Annotated in this window: 19 protein-coding genes and 1 pseudogene; 16 read left to right on the forward strand and 4 right to left on the reverse strand. The window is 54.5% G+C overall.

The genetic code is table 11. The features are described from left to right. From B4968_RS23065 to B4968_RS23075, 3 genes and pseudogenes are all read right to left on the reverse strand, one after another. On the reverse strand, positions 1 to 539 hold a 539-nt coding region (locus B4968_RS23065; RefSeq protein WP_139792755.1), incomplete at its 3' end, for a GGDEF domain-containing protein. Positions 540 to 838: 299 nt separating this feature from the next. Continuing rightward, a pseudogene (locus B4968_RS26145) lies at positions 839 to 961 on the reverse strand (IS110 family transposase); the annotation flags it as partial. 536 nt (positions 962 to 1,497) lie between these two features. Beyond that, positions 1,498 to 1,686: a hypothetical protein gene (locus B4968_RS23075; protein ID WP_139792757.1), complete on the reverse strand. Its 189-nt coding sequence runs from the start codon at positions 1,684 to 1,686 to the stop codon at positions 1,498 to 1,500. Between the two features lie 1,112 nt (positions 1,687 to 2,798). Between B4968_RS23075 and B4968_RS11365 the strand changes: the two genes are divergently transcribed. The 16 genes from B4968_RS11365 (at position 2,799) to B4968_RS25225 (ending at position 18,886) form a co-directional block, all read left to right on the forward strand. After that, the gene (locus B4968_RS11365; RefSeq protein ID WP_083099163.1) at positions 2,799 to 4,118 is read left to right on the forward strand and encodes a nucleotide sugar dehydrogenase; all 1,320 of its coding nucleotides are present in this window, start codon (positions 2,799 to 2,801) and stop codon (positions 4,116 to 4,118) included. A gap of 7 nt (positions 4,119 to 4,125) precedes the next feature. Beyond that, on the forward strand, positions 4,126 to 5,607 hold the full coding sequence (locus tag B4968_RS11370; protein ID WP_241525690.1) for a glycosyltransferase: 1,482 nt from the start codon (positions 4,126 to 4,128) through the stop codon (positions 5,605 to 5,607). Between the two features lie 228 nt (positions 5,608 to 5,835). Then, complete coding sequence (locus tag B4968_RS11375) at positions 5,836 to 6,249, forward strand: hypothetical protein (protein ID WP_139792759.1); 414 nt, start codon at positions 5,836 to 5,838, stop codon at positions 6,247 to 6,249. A gap of 20 nt (positions 6,250 to 6,269) precedes the next feature. Then, positions 6,270 to 6,842: a hypothetical protein gene (locus B4968_RS11380; RefSeq protein WP_139792761.1), complete on the forward strand. Its 573-nt coding sequence runs from the start codon at positions 6,270 to 6,272 to the stop codon at positions 6,840 to 6,842. Positions 6,843 to 6,865: 23 nt separating this feature from the next. Further along, on the forward strand, positions 6,866 to 7,663 hold the full coding sequence (locus tag B4968_RS11385) for a sugar phosphate nucleotidyltransferase (RefSeq protein WP_083099171.1): 798 nt from the start codon (positions 6,866 to 6,868) through the stop codon (positions 7,661 to 7,663). A 35-nt stretch (positions 7,664 to 7,698) separates the two neighbouring features. Beyond that, positions 7,699 to 8,286: a hypothetical protein gene (locus tag B4968_RS11390; RefSeq protein WP_083099173.1), complete on the forward strand. Its 588-nt coding sequence runs from the start codon at positions 7,699 to 7,701 to the stop codon at positions 8,284 to 8,286. Beyond that, positions 8,279 to 9,826, forward strand: a complete 1,548-nt coding sequence (locus tag B4968_RS11395; protein ID WP_083099175.1) for a right-handed parallel beta-helix repeat-containing protein — start codon at positions 8,279 to 8,281, stop codon at positions 9,824 to 9,826. Before B4968_RS11390 ends, B4968_RS11395 begins: the two co-directional genes overlap by 8 nt. 74 nt (positions 9,827 to 9,900) lie before the next feature. After that, positions 9,901 to 10,278: a hypothetical protein gene (locus tag B4968_RS11400; protein WP_139792764.1), complete on the forward strand. Its 378-nt coding sequence runs from the start codon at positions 9,901 to 9,903 to the stop codon at positions 10,276 to 10,278. A gap of 129 nt (positions 10,279 to 10,407) precedes the next feature. Further along, entirely contained in the window at positions 10,408 to 10,584 is a 177-nt protein-coding gene (locus B4968_RS23505) for a hypothetical protein (protein WP_161492580.1), read from the forward strand. 44 nt (positions 10,585 to 10,628) lie between these two features. After that, entirely contained in the window at positions 10,629 to 11,948 is a 1,320-nt protein-coding gene (locus B4968_RS11405; RefSeq protein WP_161492581.1) for an alginate O-acetyltransferase AlgX-related protein, read from the forward strand. Continuing rightward, the gene (locus B4968_RS11410; RefSeq protein ID WP_083099181.1) at positions 11,948 to 13,306 is read left to right on the forward strand and encodes a tetratricopeptide repeat protein; all 1,359 of its coding nucleotides are present in this window, start codon (positions 11,948 to 11,950) and stop codon (positions 13,304 to 13,306) included. The genes B4968_RS11405 and B4968_RS11410 overlap by 1 nt, the downstream gene beginning before the upstream one ends. Positions 13,307 to 13,394: 88 nt before the next feature. After that, positions 13,395 to 14,708 (forward strand): tetratricopeptide repeat protein, encoded by a 1,314-nt coding sequence (locus B4968_RS11415; RefSeq protein WP_139792766.1) that lies wholly within the window; start codon positions 13,395 to 13,397, stop codon positions 14,706 to 14,708. Continuing rightward, positions 14,698 to 15,759 carry an alginate lyase family protein gene (locus B4968_RS11420; RefSeq protein WP_083099184.1) on the forward strand — a complete coding sequence of 354 codons (1,062 nt, stop codon included), beginning with the start codon at positions 14,698 to 14,700 and terminating at the stop codon, positions 15,757 to 15,759. Before B4968_RS11415 ends, B4968_RS11420 begins: the two co-directional genes overlap by 11 nt. Positions 15,760 to 15,876: 117 nt before the next feature. Next, positions 15,877 to 17,400: a DUF1254 domain-containing protein gene (locus B4968_RS11425; RefSeq protein WP_241525691.1), complete on the forward strand. Its 1,524-nt coding sequence runs from the start codon at positions 15,877 to 15,879 to the stop codon at positions 17,398 to 17,400. Between the two features lie 177 nt (positions 17,401 to 17,577). Next, entirely contained in the window at positions 17,578 to 18,345 is a 768-nt protein-coding gene (locus tag B4968_RS25220; protein WP_139792768.1) for an alpha/beta hydrolase, read from the forward strand. Then, a complete protein-coding gene (locus tag B4968_RS25225; RefSeq protein WP_161492582.1) occupies positions 18,329 to 18,886 on the forward strand; it encodes an alpha/beta hydrolase in 558 nt (185 codons plus the stop codon). The genes B4968_RS25220 and B4968_RS25225 overlap by 17 nt, the downstream gene beginning before the upstream one ends. A 115-nt stretch (positions 18,887 to 19,001) precedes the next feature. Here B4968_RS25225 and B4968_RS11435 read toward each other — a convergent pair whose 3' ends face one another. Beyond that, positions 19,002 to 19,334, reverse strand: a complete 333-nt coding sequence (locus B4968_RS11435) for a phasin family protein (RefSeq protein ID WP_161492583.1) — start codon at positions 19,332 to 19,334, stop codon at positions 19,002 to 19,004. Positions 19,335 to 19,338 lie beyond the last annotated feature (4 nt).

The raw sequence follows: 19,338 nt of genomic DNA on the forward strand, positions 1-19,338 counted from the left end.
GGAAAAAACGCCAAAAAATCATCCCCGCCCAGCCGGTAAAGCTGGGTTCCTGACGGCATAACTTTGCGCAACGAACGGCTGAAATAACAAAGCACGGAGTCGCCAAAATCGTGACCATAGGAGTCGTTCAGCGCTTTGAATTTGTCCAGGTCCATCAAAATGATCGGTTGACCGGTAGAGTTGGTGCGTGCGTCGCATATTTCGGATAACATCTTGAGCCGATTACCGAGACCCGTCAGGATATCATGATGTGCAAGTCGCCATTGTTCCTGCTCAGAATTTCTTAATTCTGCAATGGTGTTGTGTAGTTTTCTTTGAAAAGTTCCAATGAACCAAAACGTTGCTCCAAGAATCAGAGGTGCCAGCAAGATGATGAAATGTAACGGGTTTGTTTTCAGTATATCCGGGAAGGATCCATATGATCTTTCCAGAACATAGGCGTCGAAAAGCAATGCGCCGATTGGAAACAGGGAACCAAACAGCACACCGACAAGCGACCATGCTAAAGGAAGCCGTTCTGGCGTGATAGGTGCTGGCAAAAACGATCCCCCTTAAACGACCCTTTCCGCAAAGATCGACACACTTGCAACTGGCATATACCGCTTTGGTTAAAGCACAGAACGGATTAAGGAACCTTGAAAACCTATTCGTTTTCCTTCTGTCGGCTTTTGTGCACAAAATGGTGACGAAGACTAATCCCTCAGACTGGATGTGATAGTCGAGAGCCATGGGACAACCGGCACAACCTATCTACAAGACGAAGAACTGGCCAGAATACAGTGCGGCACTGAAGAAGGACGTCTCCCCATTCTGTGCTCAGAGCGAAAGACTTGAGAGGGCTGACCGCTTCGCAAATAGCTGCAGCATCAATGGCATCTGACTTGCCACGTTTGACGTTTGGCTTCACATAAGCCGGTGCGATCAGCTTGACGTCATGTCCCAGCTTGATCAGTTCGCCCGCCTGACAAACGGTCTTGGCCAAATCGAGAACGATTGTTGTAACCCCCATTGGGTGGCTCCTCTTATAAGCAGTTCATGGCAACTGCACTATGGCGCAATGCGACGCCGCTTGATGCAGGAGCCATCCGCCCCATCCACACAGCTGACCTTCAGCAACCGGCTTTGCAAAGATGCTGTATTGGGGCTGATTGCGAGATATCAGTGTTGAGAATTGCCCTTTGGCAGGTGTTCCTGTGTCGTAGCCTTTGGCAAGCGTGATCTGTGCCAGCGGGTTTTACCCGCAAGATTTCTTTTCGAAGGCCTAATGTTTATCTGCACTCGCGCAACGGGCCTACCCGACTGCCTGCTCAAATCCCGAGCCGACATTGGTCGTGCACTAAGATGAATTTGCTGTGGGCAACGTGGCCTTGTCCGGTTGGTTCTGAAATGCGCGACCAAGCCGGAAAACAGAGATAGATAGAGGCCCGCAGAGACAAAAGACAAAGGCCCGCATTCCTGCGAGCCTTCCATTTGCTCAAGCTACAATTTTAGAGGCTGTCACAGATTGGAAATCGTGACTGCGGTACCATCAGCATAGCACAGCACCAGATCGTTGCCCTCTCGGTAGGCATGCACATTACTGGAAAAGCGCTTGCCATCCTTGGGGATGATTTTCACCACGGTATTGTCGACCATCTCGATCGTCTTGTGGCCAGATTTGGCAATCGTATGAACGTTTGAACACATAGGGGCAGCTCCTAAGTCATTGCGATCAGAGGCGGCACGATTTACGTCATCAGCGGGGGCTTTTCCGGGTGCTGTGCAGCCAGCTGGCGAAAAAACCGTCATCAGGACCGTGAGGTCCAGCGCTGCAAGGGTCATCGTGGCAGGAAAACACCTTCATTCGCTTCAAATCATTTGTGCCCGCTAATTCGTGGTTCGAGCAATAGAGTTTAAAGTGAAATACGACGGAAATGGGGCGAAAAGCCCCGTTATGGCGAGTTTTTGACACACAATTGGACAATAGACACCCAGAGCCAAGCGGGTCAAATTTGCCGATTGGAAACAAAGCGAACAGCCTTTGAGTACTGTTTCCTGGCGATGCGAGCCATTCGGGTTCTGTCGTGAAATTTAGCGCCGGACGATGTCGGACGAAACGGAGCGCTTCGTTGAGAACTGGTATACAGAGAGTGCCGCACATTGCTGACAGTCTCCTCGCCTTTGAACGCGTCTGGCGTCGCCTTGGCTTTGAGGTCTGGGTGAGATTGCTTCCGTTTCGCCAAACCTACTCACTCTTAAGTTGAGCATTAACGGCTGGTAGTCCGCAGCTTGCGTCAGTGTCCGGTTTTCGGGGACGCGCTTACACTGCGGAGCGCGCGGCGGGTGGGGGCCTGGTGTTCAAAACAGACGTCGCGGTCTTTGAGATTGGCTGCACGATAGAATCGTTTGTGTCGTTCCCGGGCTCAACATATCTGCGATTCCGCTGCGTGGATTAAGAATCGCTTGGCTCCAACCCGTTAAGAAGACGCGGGCACGAGGTACAGTCCGGCCCATTCGCGGCATTGATCGCCCGCGTCTTTGACGGTCCTGAGTCCTGCAGATGTTCGAAAATGTTCTGCAATTTGTGATGCCGCAATATGTGGTTAGTCTTTGATTTTAAGTGTGAAATCAGAAAATACGTATCGCTATAGGCGGTAAAACAGTAAGTAAAAAATTTGAAATAAACTGTAGCGGACGGGGCACAGTTAACAAAAAGTTAACGGCGAAAATGCCTGCCGCTTGTCCAATTTTGTTTCTCGTCCTTACATTCCAAGTCGAGCGCTGCATCAGATGGCGCCGAAATTGAGAGGCAGAACGATATGGCAAGGATCAGTGTCTTTGGCATTGGCTATGTTGGTGTGGTTTCCGCTGCGTGTCTTGCGCAGGACGGTCATGACGTCATTGCAGTTGATGTGGATCAGAGTAAAATTGATGCAATCAATGCGGGCATGTCCCCCATTGTTGAGGAAGGGATCGATGATCTTGTCCGCGACATGGTGGCCAAAGGCAAGCTGCGCGCAACCAGCGATTTTGGCAAAGCGGTTCACGAAACGGATATGTCTTTTGTCTGTGTCGGCACACCTTCGGCGGCTGACGGATCAGTTGGGCTGTCCTATGTCACCAGCGTCTGCGAAGACATAGGTAAGGCACTGCGCGAAAAGGACGTTTATCATTCGGTTGTGATCCGCTCGACCATTGTGCCGGGCAGCACCGAAGGCGCCTGCATCCCGGTGTTGGAGCAAACGTCTGGCAAAAAGGCTGGGGTTGGTTTTGGTGTCGGGTATTACCCGGAGTTTCTGCGTGAAAGCACTGCCATTGCTGACAGTTATGATCCCGGCCTGGTGGTGTTTGGCTTTATGGATGAGCCCACCGGCGCGTTTCTGGCAGATCTGAACAAAGACATGCCCTGTGCCGTCAACAAGGTCGATATTCGCACCGCAGAGATGGTGAAATACACCTCAAATACCTGGCGCGCGGTCAAGGTGACATTTGCCAATGAGATCGGCAATATCGCCAAGTCCTGCGGCATTGACGGTCAAAGCGTTATGGAAATCCTGTGCAGTGATAAAAAGGCAGCGATGTCGCCCTATTTCATGCGCCCTGGTTTTGCTTTTGGCGGATCATGCCTGCCGAAAGACGTGCGCGCGTTGCGCCACCTCGCCAGCCAGAACGATACACCGGCGCATTTGTTGAATGCTGTTCTGGAGGCCAACGAAGCGCAAATCGCCAAGGCTGAGGCCATGGTTGAAAAGAGCGGCGCTACGACAGTTGGCTTTGTTGGTATCAGCTTTAAACCGGGCACTGATGATCTGCGCGAAAGCCCCCTAATCAGCCTTGCGGCCCGCCTGATCGACAAAGGCATCGAGGTCAATATCTACGACCCCTTCGTCAAAGAAGCATATGACAGCGGTACGCCCGGGGCGGGGCGCGGCAACGAAACTGTGCCGAACCTCGAAAGTCGGCTGGTGGGCGATCTCGATAAGCTGATCAACGATGCTGGCGCGGTTTTGGTGGGCAACTACTATAACGAGACCATTGAGACGCTTCGAGAGGCGGCCAAAACCCAGATCGTTGTCGATCTGACCCGACTGCATCGCGATATGGTGTCGGATAAAAACTATGAAGGCATTTGCTGGTAATAGCGCAATGGTAATGGTTCTCACTCATACGGCGTATTTTGCGGTCATCTATCTGTTGGTGTCCCTTATCCCCCAGGGTTTCCTGGGGGAGCTGCATCATGCCTCCAATGCGGTGTTTATCATCGGATTCCTGGGGACCTGGCGCTATACTTGGGCGCTGACCAACTTTGCCCGGGCGGTCTGTTTTCGCCGTATTGCCTATCCAATCTGGAAGCGGCGCCACAACACGCGCTTTTGGGGCAGCAAGGTTAAATCGCACTGCTACTTTATGGTGACTACCTATATGGTGGACAACGAAGTGACGATCATGGTCTATCGTCGGCTTTTCGAGGCCGCATCGAAAGCCCGGGATGGCGCGACGATTGTGGCCTCGGTTGTGGACGGCAAAGATGAGCGTCTGATCCAGCAGCTTTATGCGTCTTCCAGGTTCGATATGACCAATGTCCAACTGGTCATCGACCGGATCAAATCCAGTGGCAAACGTGACGCTATGGAAAAAGCGCTGCGCATTTTGGCGGACAAGGCCCCAACCAAAGATGACATTATGGTGTTTGTCGACGGCGACACAGTGGTGCCGGTGGATATCTGGGCACAGGCTGCGCCGTTTTTCTCAGATCCGCGCATGGGCGCCCTCACCACCGATGAGGCCGCGATCATCGATAAACAAAACCTGTTCAAGGACTGGTTTACCCTGCGCTTTAACCAGCGTCAGGTGATGATGTGCTCCATGGGTCTGGGCAACAGGGTGCTGACTCTGACCGGGCGTATGTCTGTGTTCCGCGCCGCACTTGCGACAAATCCGGGCTTTATCAAAGGCGTTGGTTTTGACTTTCTTGATCACTGGCGCCTTGGTCGGGTGAACTTTCTGACTGGGGATGATAAATCGACCTGGTACTGGTTGCTGCGCAATGGCTATCAAATGGCCTATATGCCTGACATCCAGTCGCAATCTGCTGAAGACCAGCCGCGCGACACCTTTTACGACAGCGCCAAAACGCTGATGATCCGCTGGTTCGGAAATATGATGCGGACCAACGGGCGGGCACTGCGTGAGGATCCCCGCAAGATTGGGGTGTTCACCTGGTGGTCAATCCTCGATCAGCGGCTATCAATGTGGACGACGCTTGTTGGTCCGATTTCTGTAATTGTCGCGGCGATCACAGTCTCACCGTCGGTGATCCCGCTTTATATCGCTTGGGTTCTGGTGACCCGATACATGTTTTGTATCTTCATCGCCCTGTTTAACAAAGAATGGTTCCCTATCACGCATCCGCCGATCCTGTATTTCGGTCAAATTGTTGGGGCGATCATCAAAACTTTTGTTCTGTTTCGACTGGATAAACAGAAATGGACGCGGCAAGGCAGCGGCGGTTCGGGCAAGTCCATGGCATTGTACGACCGCGTTAAAGCATGGGAATCTTTTGCCCATCACGCGCTCGCCCTGTCATGGCTGACCATAGCCATCATTTTTCTGAACACATTCGAATAGGCACGACGAGGTAACCTGATGGCAAACGATGTTTTTCGACCGGCACCCTCTGACAGAGTTGATCAGCCCGAGCCAAGAGCGGGAGAATGGCGTCCGCTTGTGCAGCGTAGCCCGAGCATGACTTACAACTATGGAACAAACGAATCCGTTGCGCCGGAAGCCGGGCCCGAGGCGGCGCATCCTGGATCTCAGCCGCAACCAAAGCCAGGTCCCAGACAGGCGCAATCCTTGCCGGTAGATTTTGGCTATGATGATGAGCACCCGCTGTTGAAAGTGCCGTTTTCGCTGACCGTGGCCGGCCAGCGTTATACCGGTGAAAGCATTTCGCTTATGCAGATCCATGCACAGGCAGACGAAGGCCGGATGCTGGGCAATGGCACGCGGCATATTGCGATAATCAACTTCACTTTCGAGAGTTTTATTCTGACGTTGCGCCCCGAAATTACGGTGATCAGCGAAGACGTGCAGGGCAAATCGGTCTTTCAATTCACCAACCCCACCGGGGATCACTTGCCGCAGCTGCGCTACATCTTGAACAGCCATATCGGCGGGGGCTTTGTAACCCCTGACGGCATGATCAGCTATACCGGGCCGACCCGCCCCCCAAACCAAAAGGTGAGGCCGCGGGGCATTCACTTGTGAGGCGTGTGCGGTCAATTGGTGTGGCTGCCTTGTCGGTTTTGCTCATCGTTTTTGCGACTGGAGTGCTGCTCAAACGCTATACAACTGCCTATGAGATGCATCCGGTGTTCGTTGAGCAGGCCGGCCAAAAAATGCGCGCGACCGCAGCCGGGCAAATTTCTTACCTAAATCCTAACGCGGCCGAAGGTGAGGTGCTGTATTCGGTTAACGCCAATACTGGCAACGCGCTGAATTTCATGATGCCTTGTGACTGCGAAGCCGTTGTTACAAAAGGAATTTCAGAAGGCTCAACTGTCCTTCAAACCGACTTAATTCTGACAATTTTCGTTAATACTTCTTTAATCAGAGCACAAACGTTGATGAGCATAGAAGGGCTTAATCGGGCGATGAACGGAGACCGGGTCCACATGGATCTCAACGATGGGAGACGTATTCCCGTCGAGGTTATCGCCAGTGAGGCCACTACCGCAGCAAGCCTGCGTGGTGACCTCTTTGTCCCTGTCGAGCTTGTTTCTGCAGATGGTGCCCTATCAACAAAGGATATCGGCAAATCCGCAAGGCTGCGGTTGTCGAAGGGCCTGATGGGCCTTTGAGATTAAAGAGAAAGGCAATTGTAATGAGCACGATCTACCCACTGATCATTTGCGGCGGCAAGGGCACCCGCCTTTGGCCTTTGTCACGGACCGAAAGCCCCAAACAGTTTCAAAAAGTCAGTGGCCCCGATTCGGTGACCTTCTTCCAGGTTGCGGTGCAGCGCCATCGCGGGGCGATCTATCATGATCCTGTCATTGTCACCGGTGCCATTCATCGGGGGACCGTGGTGAAACAGTTGCGTGAAATTCAGTCCAGGGCGCAGATCATTTGCGAACCAGTTGGACGCAATACTGGTCCTGCCGTTTTGGCGGCTGCCTATGCGATTGCGCGCCAAGATCCGGATGCCCTGTTTGTGGTGGTCCCTGCGGATCATGTGATTGAAGGTCCTTTGAGCGAAACAATCGAATCTTGCATTCCTGCGGCGCAGGCGGGTCACATCATCACCCTGCGGTATCCCCCACGCTATGCAGAAACCGGGTTTGGCTATATCACTGACGCCGGTCCCCTGGCTGGGTTTGACCCGGTTCGACAGGTAGGCGGATTTGTTGAAAAACCACCTCAGGACGAGGCTCAGGCCCTGATTGACAGTCAGGCCGCGTATTGGGCTTCCGGATTGTCGATGTTCTCAGCCAAAACGATCATCGAAGAATACCAGAAATTTGATCCAGAGACTGCAGCGCATGTGATTGCGTCCGTGAGCATGGCTCTGAGACGCCAGAGGCGCTGTATCTCAACGAGGCTGATTTTATCGAAGCGGCAGCTGAGCCAACTGAAAGCGTCGTGTTTGAACAAACTGACCGCATTGCTTTGGCGCCGTTGAATGTATCGTGGAACGACGTTGGCAGCTGGTTGGCGATGTACAATATTTCGCAGCCCGACAAAGATGGCAACGTGCTGCAAGGCGACGTTATTGCGCTGGATTCTGTAAATACAATGGTGCGTACGGAAAACCGGTTGGTCAGTGTTGTCGGCCTGACTGATATCATCGTTATCGACACACCTGATGCACTGCTTGTGGCAAAAATGGATGAAACCCAGAACGTCAAAGCCGTTGTTGAACAGCTAAAGGCAAGCCGACGCACCGAGACAGAGGTTCACGCAGCTTTGAGCCCCGCCATGGTGCCGTTCCACAAACAAGATGAGCTGGAAGGATTGGTTGAAACAAACCGGTTCCACCTTGGTACCGCCGAAATTGAAGTGGGCCGGACAGTTCTGCTCGACCGTGGCCCGCGCAGCCAACTTGTCATCGTTGTGAAGGGCTCCGCTCATGCGTCTGGCCCCGGCTGGAGCAAGACAGCAGTGGAGGGGGGGCGTGTTTATGCAGACGAGACCGGCAAGGTTCGCATTCTCAACAGTGGCGATACCAAAGCGGAACTGTTGTTTGTGACACTTGAAAATGCGGATGCAAGCGCAGACTGCGGACCGATAGTGATCAATGGCTAGCGAGCAGGGGCAAAAAGAGATCCCGGCCTTTATGGCTGTGTTGATGTTGTGCGCCTCACTTGTGGTGCCCGGCCCCTCGTGGGCTGGGCCCGACTCTGCCCTGGTGGAGCTGGATCAGCAGCTCTCTGACTTTTCTGATGTTTTGACCCTGGACAGCGCAGCCGGGCGTTTCTCTCTGGGAGAGCTGATGCAGCGTGCGGGTCTGACGGGCCTGACCCCTGATCTGCCCTATCCGGGCCAAAACACGGGTATTTCAAAAAAACCCACTGACACCCCAACCCAAATGGCAACCGCAACCGCGGAAGGCTTTCGCACAGCCCTGGCCCTGTTGACGCAGGTGCATGGCGGGGAAGACAATATTGATATTCTGAACGCCCACCCCAATGGGCGCACCGAGGCACTGACCTTTCGCTCCGGGCTGGTGACCATGGATCATATCCGTGCCAGCCTGGCGCAGATCATTCCGCGGGCGCAGATGCAGAAGTGGGATAACACGTTGCGGGTGCCAATCATTCTTTGGGATGACACGGTGCTGCAGTTGGGGCCAGAGGATCACATTCAACTGAGCCGCAGCGACGGAGCCTTTATCATCAGTCTTGGTCGTGTCGACATCAATGGCAGCCGTGTCAGCGTCGTTGGCGATGCGCCTCCTGCCAGCAAGGATTTTGTTCCGTTTTTCACCATTGGCGGTGGCGGTGCCCTGCAGATGGACAGGGCGGTGTTTCAAGGGCTTGGATTTGGCAATACGCCTAAGTTTTCCGGCCTGTCGGTCGTGGATCACCCGCTTTTACCCTCTCTGGGCGAAACGCGGATTACAGACAGTTACTTTGACAAAGTTCTCACCCTGTCCCTGAGCGGAATTTCCCGGGCCGAAATCTCTGGAAATCAGTTCTCTAACATGCGCAACAATGCTCTGTTGCTGTCGACGTCTCCGCGAACCCGGGTGCAGGGGAACTTGTTCTTTGGCGAAAGCCCGACAAATGCCATTCGGGTTTTGCGCGGCTCGAACCACAGCAGGCTGACTGGCAATGTCCTGTTGCAAGGCGATCGCTCTGGCATCTTGGTGCAGGGACAAAGCAATCATGTTGAGGTGTCGGGAAACGTGATTTGGCGGCGTGGTGGCGGCGCGATCAAGATTTCCAAATCGCACTGCAGCGTTGTGCGCCAAAATGTGATCCTGAACAGTCGCCAGAAAGGCGTCGATATTCGCGCCAGCAATCAAATAACAGTTCAGGCCAACAGGATTAGCGGAAGCCGCAGTGCCGGAATTTGGGTTTCAAATCAATCCAGGCATGCGGTGACCTATGTGTCAGACAATATCCTGCGCCAAAACAAATCCGGGCTGTCCACAGCCACCGGCGCGCAGGTGATGCTGGTGGGGAATGATCTGTCAGATCAGCTGCCCCGGTTGATTGAGGGCGACATAGTCTTTCACAACCGGGCGGTTGCTACAAATCTGCGCGGCGCTGTTCCCATGATGATCTCTGCCAGCGCGGCGCAATTCCCTCCTCAGGCCAGCCTGGCTGACTGCGAGCCATGACCATGACAGGGCGTATTCTTCTCCTAGGTTTGTCTGTGCTTTGCGCAGGGGCTGCATCTGCACAAAGCATCCCGTTGCCGTTTTCTAGCGATATCGAAGCCTCGCGGATTGGTGTCATTGTTACGCCGGATCGGCGCAGTATGCGGGGGCTGTCCCCGTCGTTGGTTGTCGCGCGCAAACAAATGCATGCACACCAGCCAGTCAGTGACGCCAATCTGATAAAACTGAGCGAGGCCGGTGATGGCCTGGCGGCCCAGATTTATGTGCGCCGCTTGATCGCGTCTGGTGCTGCAGAGCGCGCGCCCTCAGATGTCGCGTATTACAGCGCTATCGCGGTTGAGACGGGTCGGGTCTGGACATTGCCCGACATGATCAAGGCGATGAAGCGTCTTGACCGCAATACAGAACCGCGCCCGCGTCTTCGTAAATACATTCAAGTGCTTTACCCATAAGCCTGGGCCGGAAATTCACTGGCTCTGGACGCTGTTGTTGCATTCAATGGCACGGGTCGGCTGTTTGGCGAGCTGAGCGAAAGCACGCGGGACAGGATTCTTGAGCAAAGCCAACGCAACGGGGATCGCATGGTTGAATTGCGCATGGCTATGGTCCTTTTGGAGCAAGCAGACTTAACCAAAACGCAGCAAAACCAGGCCAGGGCTCTACTGAAGCGCGCCCAGGCGTCGTCTCATCTAGGCGTCATGACATCGGCGCAAAACCTGATGGTGCTGCTGGAAAAGAACTACGCCGCAGATAGATAACTAACGAGATTACGGGTAGCGGGGGCTAGCTTATGACAGGTCAAATGGTCAAAGAAATGATGTGCGGCGCCAGGGCTCGGATCGCGGGGCTGATGCTTGCATTATGTTGGGCACCTTTTGCAGCGCAGGGGTCGGAATTTGCCTGCTTTGGGCTGATGAATTCCGCAACCACCCCCAGTGTCGAAGGCAGTGAGGGCATGTTTTATCTCACGACGCCCGATTTGATGATGTCGCATGAAATCACCAGGGAAAATGCCCAGGACCTGGCGAGGTTGTCTGATGTGCTTGCAGCGCAGGGCACAACTTTGATCTATCTGCCAACACCGACCAAAGCGTTGGGCCAGCCGCAAAACCTGCCGTGGTCAGCGACAGATCTGGGGGATGATGCTGATATTGCCGCCACCGTTTACGACGAAAACATTGAGCGTCTGAGTCGGCATCGGGTGCGTGCGCTCAATGCGCGGCATGTATTGGCGCGTGCTGCGACGGAGGCGCCCGTCTACTATGGGCCTGATCCGCGGCTGAATTTGCATGGGATGCGGGCCCTGGCGCAGGCGGTGGCAAAGGGGATAACTGAGTCACCCTCTTACGCGAACCTGCCAAAATCGGTGTTTCTCACAGGGGTGAGCGGCAAGGTCTCGATGCATTCAGATATGCGGCTGGATCTGCAAGAGCATTGTCAAAAGGACTTGCCTGTTCTGGTCCGTGACCAGGTATTGATGCGTCAGGGCAGCGCCCCTCAGGATCTGTTCAGCGGTGCCACCCCTATGCAGGTTGCGGTTGTCAGTTCAGCTGCTCTGGGGGATGGGGCACAGGGTTTCACCCATCATCTGCAACAAGCCACCGGCCTGTCTGTTGGCCAGTATAGCCTTGCAAAAGGCGGATCTTTGGCAGCGATGACCGCATATTTGACCTCGCAGCAGTTTCAGGAAAACAGGCCTGCGTTTCTTCTCTGGGAACAGCCGATTTGGCAAAATCTGGGTGAATTTGGCGACCAGCCGATGCGGGAGCTGATCACTGCTGCGGGCCCAAGTTGCGAGGTTCCCCTGCCGTTGCAGTATAATAAGGATCGCAAGCTTTACCAAGCCGATCTGAGCAGACTTGATCAAGCCAAACCCTATACTTTGTATTTCGACAATGACGGTGGGCAGGCCTGGGCGGCCCGGTTTATATTTACCGATACGGCCAAGCAAGTACGGGCCCGAACGATCTATCGCTCGCAGGATCAGGTCCTGGCAGGGCGGTTCTATATGCCGATGTCTGGATTTTGGCCCGGTGGGGCCAGCCATGTCGACATCCAATTGGGCGGCTCGTATGGCCGCAGTCCGACCCTGACTGCCTGCCTGCAAAAGGAGGCAAACTGATGTTTCGTAAGATCTCTGGACTGAGTATCGGCCTGTTTTGTGCCCTGATGCCTTTTGGTCTTCAGGCACGCCCTTTGGCGGTTGAATTTTTACCCCCCTATATTGCGGAACGTGACTTGTGCAATGCACCTGGCGCGCGTGAAGGAGAGGTTCATACAGAACATGGGCTGGGGGATCTCGATCTAACCGACGAATTGCGTCTGAATTTCCTGATACGGGACATCAATCGGCTTCAGCGGCAGGATGCGGATCGCTGGTTTGATTTTATTGACGCGCTGATTACCCGCCGCGCGCAGCTGGATGAAACCTTCTCCGGGGTGGGTGAAGAGTTTTCCCGAGTGGTGCTGCATCTCAAAGCCAGACGTCTCGATGAGCTACGCGACAGGAATTTGATCGGGCAGTTGCGCCCGCGCGCGGATGAGTTGTCCAACAATCAGCGCCTGATACTCGCCCGGTATTACCGCGATGGCATTCTGGTGCCTGCTGACCTGCCTTTTGCTCAGGAGATGTTGCGTGAGGCGGCCTATGGTGGCAATGCCCGCGCTTTGACGGAAATCGCCCGTATGCAAATGCGTGGTGAAATGCTCGAAGGCTGGGACGCCCCGCTGGACCTGACGGTCACCCTGGCCTTCGGTGGCTTGCTGGGCGAGCTGACCCCGAGTGTTTGCAAGCGCGCCGAGCGCATTGCCCAGGAGTATCTCAAGGGTGATCTTGTGGTTGCCAATCCAGATATTGCCTATGCCTGGCGCAAGTTTGCTGCCGATATGGGGGGCGTAGAGGCGGCATGGCGCGTCGTGGAATACCACCTGAACGCTGATGCGGATCGCAAAAACCTGGATGAAATGCGGATCTATTTGCGCCGTGCTGCGCAACTGGGACTGTCGCCGGATGATCGGATCACCAGCCAGTTGTTGGCCAGTGGCCTGATCCCGGCACAAGAAATCGAAGAGATTTTAGGCTTCAACTTCAGCCAGGACCGCCGACGGGTCCAAAACTCTATCATCCCGTATTTCGATCTTGGGGTGCGAAAGAATGATGTCGTTGTCAATAAAGACAGCCTTCGCCTGCAATATTTACGTGAACTCTCGACCATGCCCGAGGCGCCGGGTTTTGTCTTTGCAGACCTTGCCAAAGAGGTGATCTCGCGCAAAGGGCGCTGGGCCGGCGAGGCTGAGGCCATGAAGCTGCTTGAAGTTGCGGTTGCCCGTCGCGACGAAACCGGGATGCAGATGCTGGCGGGGTTGCTGATCCGGTACCGCGATGATCCGGTGCGGATCAACCGGGCAGAAAACCTGTTGCTTGATACCGTCTCACGTTTTGGCATGGCCAGTTCCATGCGGCGTCTAGAGGGGCTTTAATCGCTGCCAGGTGAATGATGCACCGCGAAAGGGCCCTGCCGATCTGTGGGCGCGCAACTATGCTGCTACGGGACATGTCGCAGCGCAGGTGTCGGCTAGCGATATTGTGACGCTGAGCCCGTTTCGGTCCCCCGAGATCCTGGCGAAAATTCAGACACAGGCCCTGCAAGGGCGGACGCAGGCACGCGCAGAGTTGGCGCAGCTTATGCAGTCTAATCCGCTGACCTCGGAGGCCGCGCTGCGGCTCTGGGCCAAGCGGATTTCGCCATCCGACAAGGCATTGGAAACCTTTGTGCGGATGGAAATGGAGCTCGCCAGAACGCCGGCAGAACGCGCGCTGGCGATTGAGTTTTTCCGCAGGGTTTATTTGAACAACGGCGTAACCTCCGCTTTGGATTTGTCGGTTGCCTTGCTGGAAGATCAAGCCCGAGAGCCTGAGGTGGCAAAAGACATCATCAAGATGCTGACTATTGCCGGGAACCGTGGCGAAGGGGCCTCTATCCGGTTGAAATCGCGGCTCTTGGCGAAAAGCACCAGCCCGGAAGACTATGCCGCCAGTGCGGCCATAATTTATGATGAATTCAAGGATGTGATCGAAGAGCGTGGCGATTTCCTTGGTTTGATATTTGCCATTCCATTTTTGCCTGAAAGCCGGGTGGATGACTATTTTGACCGCGCAGCATCCTTGATGGGCTGCGAAAACAAAGACGCTGATGAAATGGGCGATGCCTATGCTCTGCGCCAGGATCCGCAAATGGTTTATCATTGGCGGAACGTGGTGCTGGATTTTGACGGCGGGCATTTGCTGTCGAAACTGAAGCTGACTGACAATCAGGTCGACCTGTTTGATGCAGGATCTGCCCCGAATGTTCGGCAGGTCGTCGCGCGCAATCTGACCGAGGGTGAGCCCAATGCGGATATGCGCCGGTATCGCTTGACCGGGAACCCTGATTTGCCCGGATTTGATGCGCGGGCCGCAGCGCATCATTTGATGTCTATTCTGAATGTCGCCCGTGACGAAGAGCTGATTTGGGTGATGTCCAGCTATCGCACAGCCCATAAAGATGTGCGTGCGCTGGTTGATCAGCGCTGGGATATGACGGCCGTCTTGCGCAATGCAGCCAATGCCGGGGACAACAGAACGCGGTTTGAATACGCGATGTATTTGCGGGATAACGCCAAGACCCCTGATGATCTGAGCCAATCAACACAGTGGCTGAAAAAGGCGGCTGAAGGCGGATATGACGACGCGATGGTCGAGCTGGGTTTTGCATTGGGTTTTGGTCTGGGGACACAAAGCAATAAATCTGCGGCGCTGGATTGGCTGGCGCGCGCTGAAAGCCTGGGGCACCCACGGGCCGCCGGATTGGCGCAATTGATAGGGGCTTTCTATGGGAAATGACGCTTTTAAATCCCAGCAAGCCGGCGCGCTGGTCATGGGGCTGTTTTTGTTGATGATGTGTGGTGCCGACCCGGCCACAGCGACCGAGGAGCCAATTTGCGCCCCAGCGCCGCCGCCAGTTCAAAGCCTGTCCATTCAAAGCAGATATGAGGGCAGTGACGCCAGCCGTGCGACACTGAACAAAGAGGTGCAGGCGGAAACCAAGGCTTTGCTGAAGCCACTGGATGATTTCCTGCGTGATCTTTCTGCCGGGGTTGAGACCATGCTGAAGTCCGACGCCGATCAAAGGCCGGATCTGGCCGACTGCCTGATACCGCAAATGGCAGTCTGGGCTGAGGCAGATGCGTTGTCTGATCTTGGGACGCAAACGACTCAGTTGACCATCGGAGCCCGTCTGGCCGGTCTTGCGATCGTCGCAGCCCAAGCGGCGCATTATGCCACCGATGCAGACAAGCGAGAGGCCGTGGGGGATTGGCTTTCCCGCCGTGTCGGAGAACAAATGCGGTTTTGGGAAATCGCTCCAAGGGGGGCTGCCGCGGGGAATTTGCGTGCCTGGGCCGGGCTGGCCGCTGCAGCAACCTCTGAGCTGAACAATGACCCGGTCATGCGGTCTTGGGCCATTTGGTCGACAACTTACGTTTTGTGTTCTGTCAACCCAGATGGAAGCCTGCCACAGGAAATGAGCCGTGAAAAATTCGCGCTTCACTATCAGCTGTATGCTCTGAGCCCCTTAGTCACGTCCATCAAATTGCTGCAGCAGCAGGGCACTTCATTAGTCGAACAATGCGATGGGGCATTGGAGCGTGCGGTGCATTTTGCCCTGTCTGATCTGGAAACAGGTGCGCAGACTGAGGCGATTACCGGGCATGTGCAGTCCTTTTTTGATGGGAGCGCAGAGCTGAAGAAACACCATTTGGCGTGGTTGGAGGCCTACCTGAGCCTGACATCAGATCCTTTGGCCGAAGATTTCGCGGCCTCGCGCCGCCCATTGTCTTTTTCCAAACTAGGGGGCAACCAAACGCTGATCTGGGGGCATGTAAACCAGCACTAAAGCCCCCCCCAGCCAAGGCTCGCTGAACTGCGAAAACCTTGGCATTTGGTTGGATTTAATCAAGAGTGATACAGAGGACGTCAATTTCGAAGCTTAGAGAACAAAAGGAATGGGATCGTGAAACTGAAAAAATTCCTGACAGTCGCTTTAGGCACCGTTTTTCTGGGAGGGATGGCTGTATTTACCAGCGCTTCGGCCCAGGAAGTTCCCAAAATGAGAACTGAAATACCTGATGGAATAACCACCCCGGATACTATTGAGACCCAGTTGGGGGATCTGCAGTTTTTTGATGGTGTGCCGGATGCCCAATCTACTGATAAGATTTACAATCTGCTGGACTTCACCCACGCCTACCAGGCCTATTTGGATGGTGTCAAAATCGCCTCAATGGACGCGATGCGGCGGGGTATTCTTGAATTTGGCCCTGCCAATACAACAGTGCTTCAGTTCCAGGAATTGATGGATTCAAAGACGCTTTTTCTGACAGCGAACACAACCAGCGTGTACCAGATGGCCTGGCTTGAACTTGGCGATGAGCCAATGGTGATTGAAACGCCGCCTAATGTTTTAGGCTTTTTGAACGACGCCTGGTTTCGCTACGTGGTCGATTTCGGCAATCTCGGACCTGATAAAGGCAAAGGTGGCAAGTTCCTAATCCTGCCACCGGGCTATGAAGGCGAGGTGCCGGAGGGCGACTATTTTGTGGTGCCGACCAACACCTCAGGTCATTGGGTGTTGTGGCGCGGCTATCTTGAGAACGGGTCGACAGAGACAGCGATCAAAGCGACACAGGACCAGTTTCGCATGTACCCTTTGTCCCAGGCGTCAAATCAGCCTGAGATGACTTTTGTCAATGTATCCGGCGAGGAATTCAACACCATTCACGTGATGGATTCGCGCATGTTTGAAGAGATCAACACCGTTGTTCAAACAGAACCACTGATGGGAGAAAACCCTGAATTGCTCGGCCATCTTGCGGCAATCGGGATCGTAAAAGGCCAAGAGTTTGCCCCCGATGAGCGGATGCAAAACATCTTGGAGAAGGCTGCATCTGCAGGTGCGGTAACTGTTAAGTCCCTGATTTCCAAGCCTCGGGACGAACGTGCCTATTGGTATCCTGGTGAAAGCTACTGGCAGAATGCCTTTCCAGGCGGGGCCTATACCTGGGAGATTGATGGTGTTGCAGTGCAGGACTTCCGCTCAGCATTCCATTTCTATGCCACAGGCATAACGCCCGCGATGGCGCTCAAGCTTGTTGGCAAGGGGTCGCAATATGCCTTGACCTATCGCGATGCAATGGGGAACGCGCTGGACGGGTCCAAGACCTACAAGCTGACCGTACCGGCAAACCCTCCTGCAAAAGATTTCTGGTCCTTCACGCTCTACGACAACCAAACGCGATCTATGCTTCAAACGGACAAGCAATTCCCGGCCCTTGGCAGCAATGATGCAGGTGTTGTGACGAACGCCGACGGGTCAGTGGACATCTACTTTGGGCCAACGGCGCCTGAGGGACACGAAAACAACTGGCTCCAGACAATTCCGGGGAAAGGATGGAACACAATCATGCGGCTCTATGGCCCGCTTGAGCCCTGGTTTGACAAGACATGGCGTCCCGGAGAGATCGAACTGGTTGAGTAGTGGTGTGATGCAATAAGCGACGATCGGGCGGGCCACTGACTGTGGTCCGCGTTTGAGACCTCTTTTGCAGCCGCTGCGCTCACTGCGTCATGCGCAACTCTTCAAACGTTGGACCTCTCACGGGGCACGCTTAGACGGCCCACTGATCGGGGTTAGCTGTTTTTCGGCCTTGGCCAAATGGAAATCTCAGACGCCACGATTCAAGCGGGGCTAACAAATCAAAAACTGCACCTTCGGCTTACAGGACCAACCCCAATGCCCGATATGGCTCTCCTCGCACTCCGCTCCATAGTCCTGGGCGTTGTTCTTTTGGGAGCGTCCTGCAGCAGACCACCGCCCGTTGTCGGCATAGACAACCCAGATATCCCCGCACGCTCTGTTGTAAACGCCATCCACCACAAGGTCTTTGTGGCCACCACCCGGGAGGACAGCGAAGTTGTGGGCGCTCTGTTTTCAGAGCTCCGTGCCGCCGAGCTAGGCCTGGCAGCCGTCACTGTGTCGGTTCCGCCGCAGCACAAAGTGGGCGCGCTTGAACGTCCACAATCAATTCCGCCTAATCCTCGCAAAGAATTCGCTGTCATAGAGCCAACAATTTTTGAAAGTAAAGGCGGCTTTGTTGCAGCCCTGAACCATGAATTGCGTCAGAGGCGAGCTGGCGACAGAGACATTCTGTTCTTTGTGCATGGCTACAATACCACGACCAGCGAGGCCATCTTGCGGGTTGGACAGTTTGTTGAAGACAGCGGCTTCAAGGGGGTTCCGGTTCTCTTTACCTGGGCGTCGGCGGGGAAATTTTCGCGTTATGTCTATGATCTCAACAGTGCCCTTGTGGCGCGCCCACAGCTGCTGGAGGCGACACAAATCATTAGCCAATCAATCGCCTCAGAATACCATATATTCGCTCATTCGATGGGAGGATTTTCTGACGATGGAGGCCATAGTTGATGCGGCACAGGCGGGTGATTTCGACCAAACGGGTCGCTTGAGGAACGTGGTTCTGGCCTCTCCTGACATTTACTATGATCTGTTTCGCAGTCAGATCGGCCAGATCGACACGACCTTTGATCGCTTTTTTGTGCTTTTGTCTCACGACGACTACGCTCTTCGCGCCTCACGTATCATCGCGGGTGGAGTACCACGTGTCGGCGCCGCCGATGCAGAGGATCTGGCCCAATTGGGTGTTCACGCCGTTGATTTGAGTGAAATCCATGATCAAAACTCTGACAGCCATTCAAAGTTTGCCGGACGCCCGGAGTGTGCAGCTCCTTGGCCTGGGCCTGAACAAGGCGCCGACTCTGGGGGCAAGCCGGGTTTCACCCTTGGCGGAATTGATCCGGGATGTTCCGATCCGGGTCGTTCGGGCAATGGCCGAATGAAAGCCTACAGGCAGCTCAGACATATATCATATCGGCCGCTTGGTGCGGCCTGTAGGAACAGTGATAGCTATACCGGCCTCAGAAAGGCCGGTTCTGTGTCTGCGAAATGAGATCCAGCCATTGGCCCCAATAGTCTGCAAACCGCCTACTCTGGCCCGGCGCCGACCAATGCTGCGCCACGGACGCATATCGTGAAAGGCTCTGCGCGCCGTCTCATGGGCCAGATCACACCGGAGTGGCGTGTTTGTCCTGCGTTTTGCCCAATTCCATCAGCTTGGTCATCTCGGCTGCGTAGTCGTCTGTCGCTTTCTTGAAGAAATCCGTTTGAATTTTCTGGATCTCCGCAATGCCCTTTGCCTGCAACAGATCTTGCTGAGTTTGGATATCGTGCTTGACGCGTTCTGTTATGAAACTCAGCATTTCGTTTCCTACATTATTCATGGTTTCAAACCATTCCGGCCCAAAACCTGGCATCGTTTTCGCACTGGCATCCCGCATCGCTTCTATCAGATCTGTCACAGGCGAAACGGCATCTTTGGTTTTTTCATGCTTGGTCATTTTC

The organism is Pseudophaeobacter leonis (assembly GCF_002087335.1).
GTDB classification, from domain to species: Bacteria; Pseudomonadota; Alphaproteobacteria; order Rhodobacterales; family Rhodobacteraceae; genus Pseudophaeobacter; species Pseudophaeobacter leonis.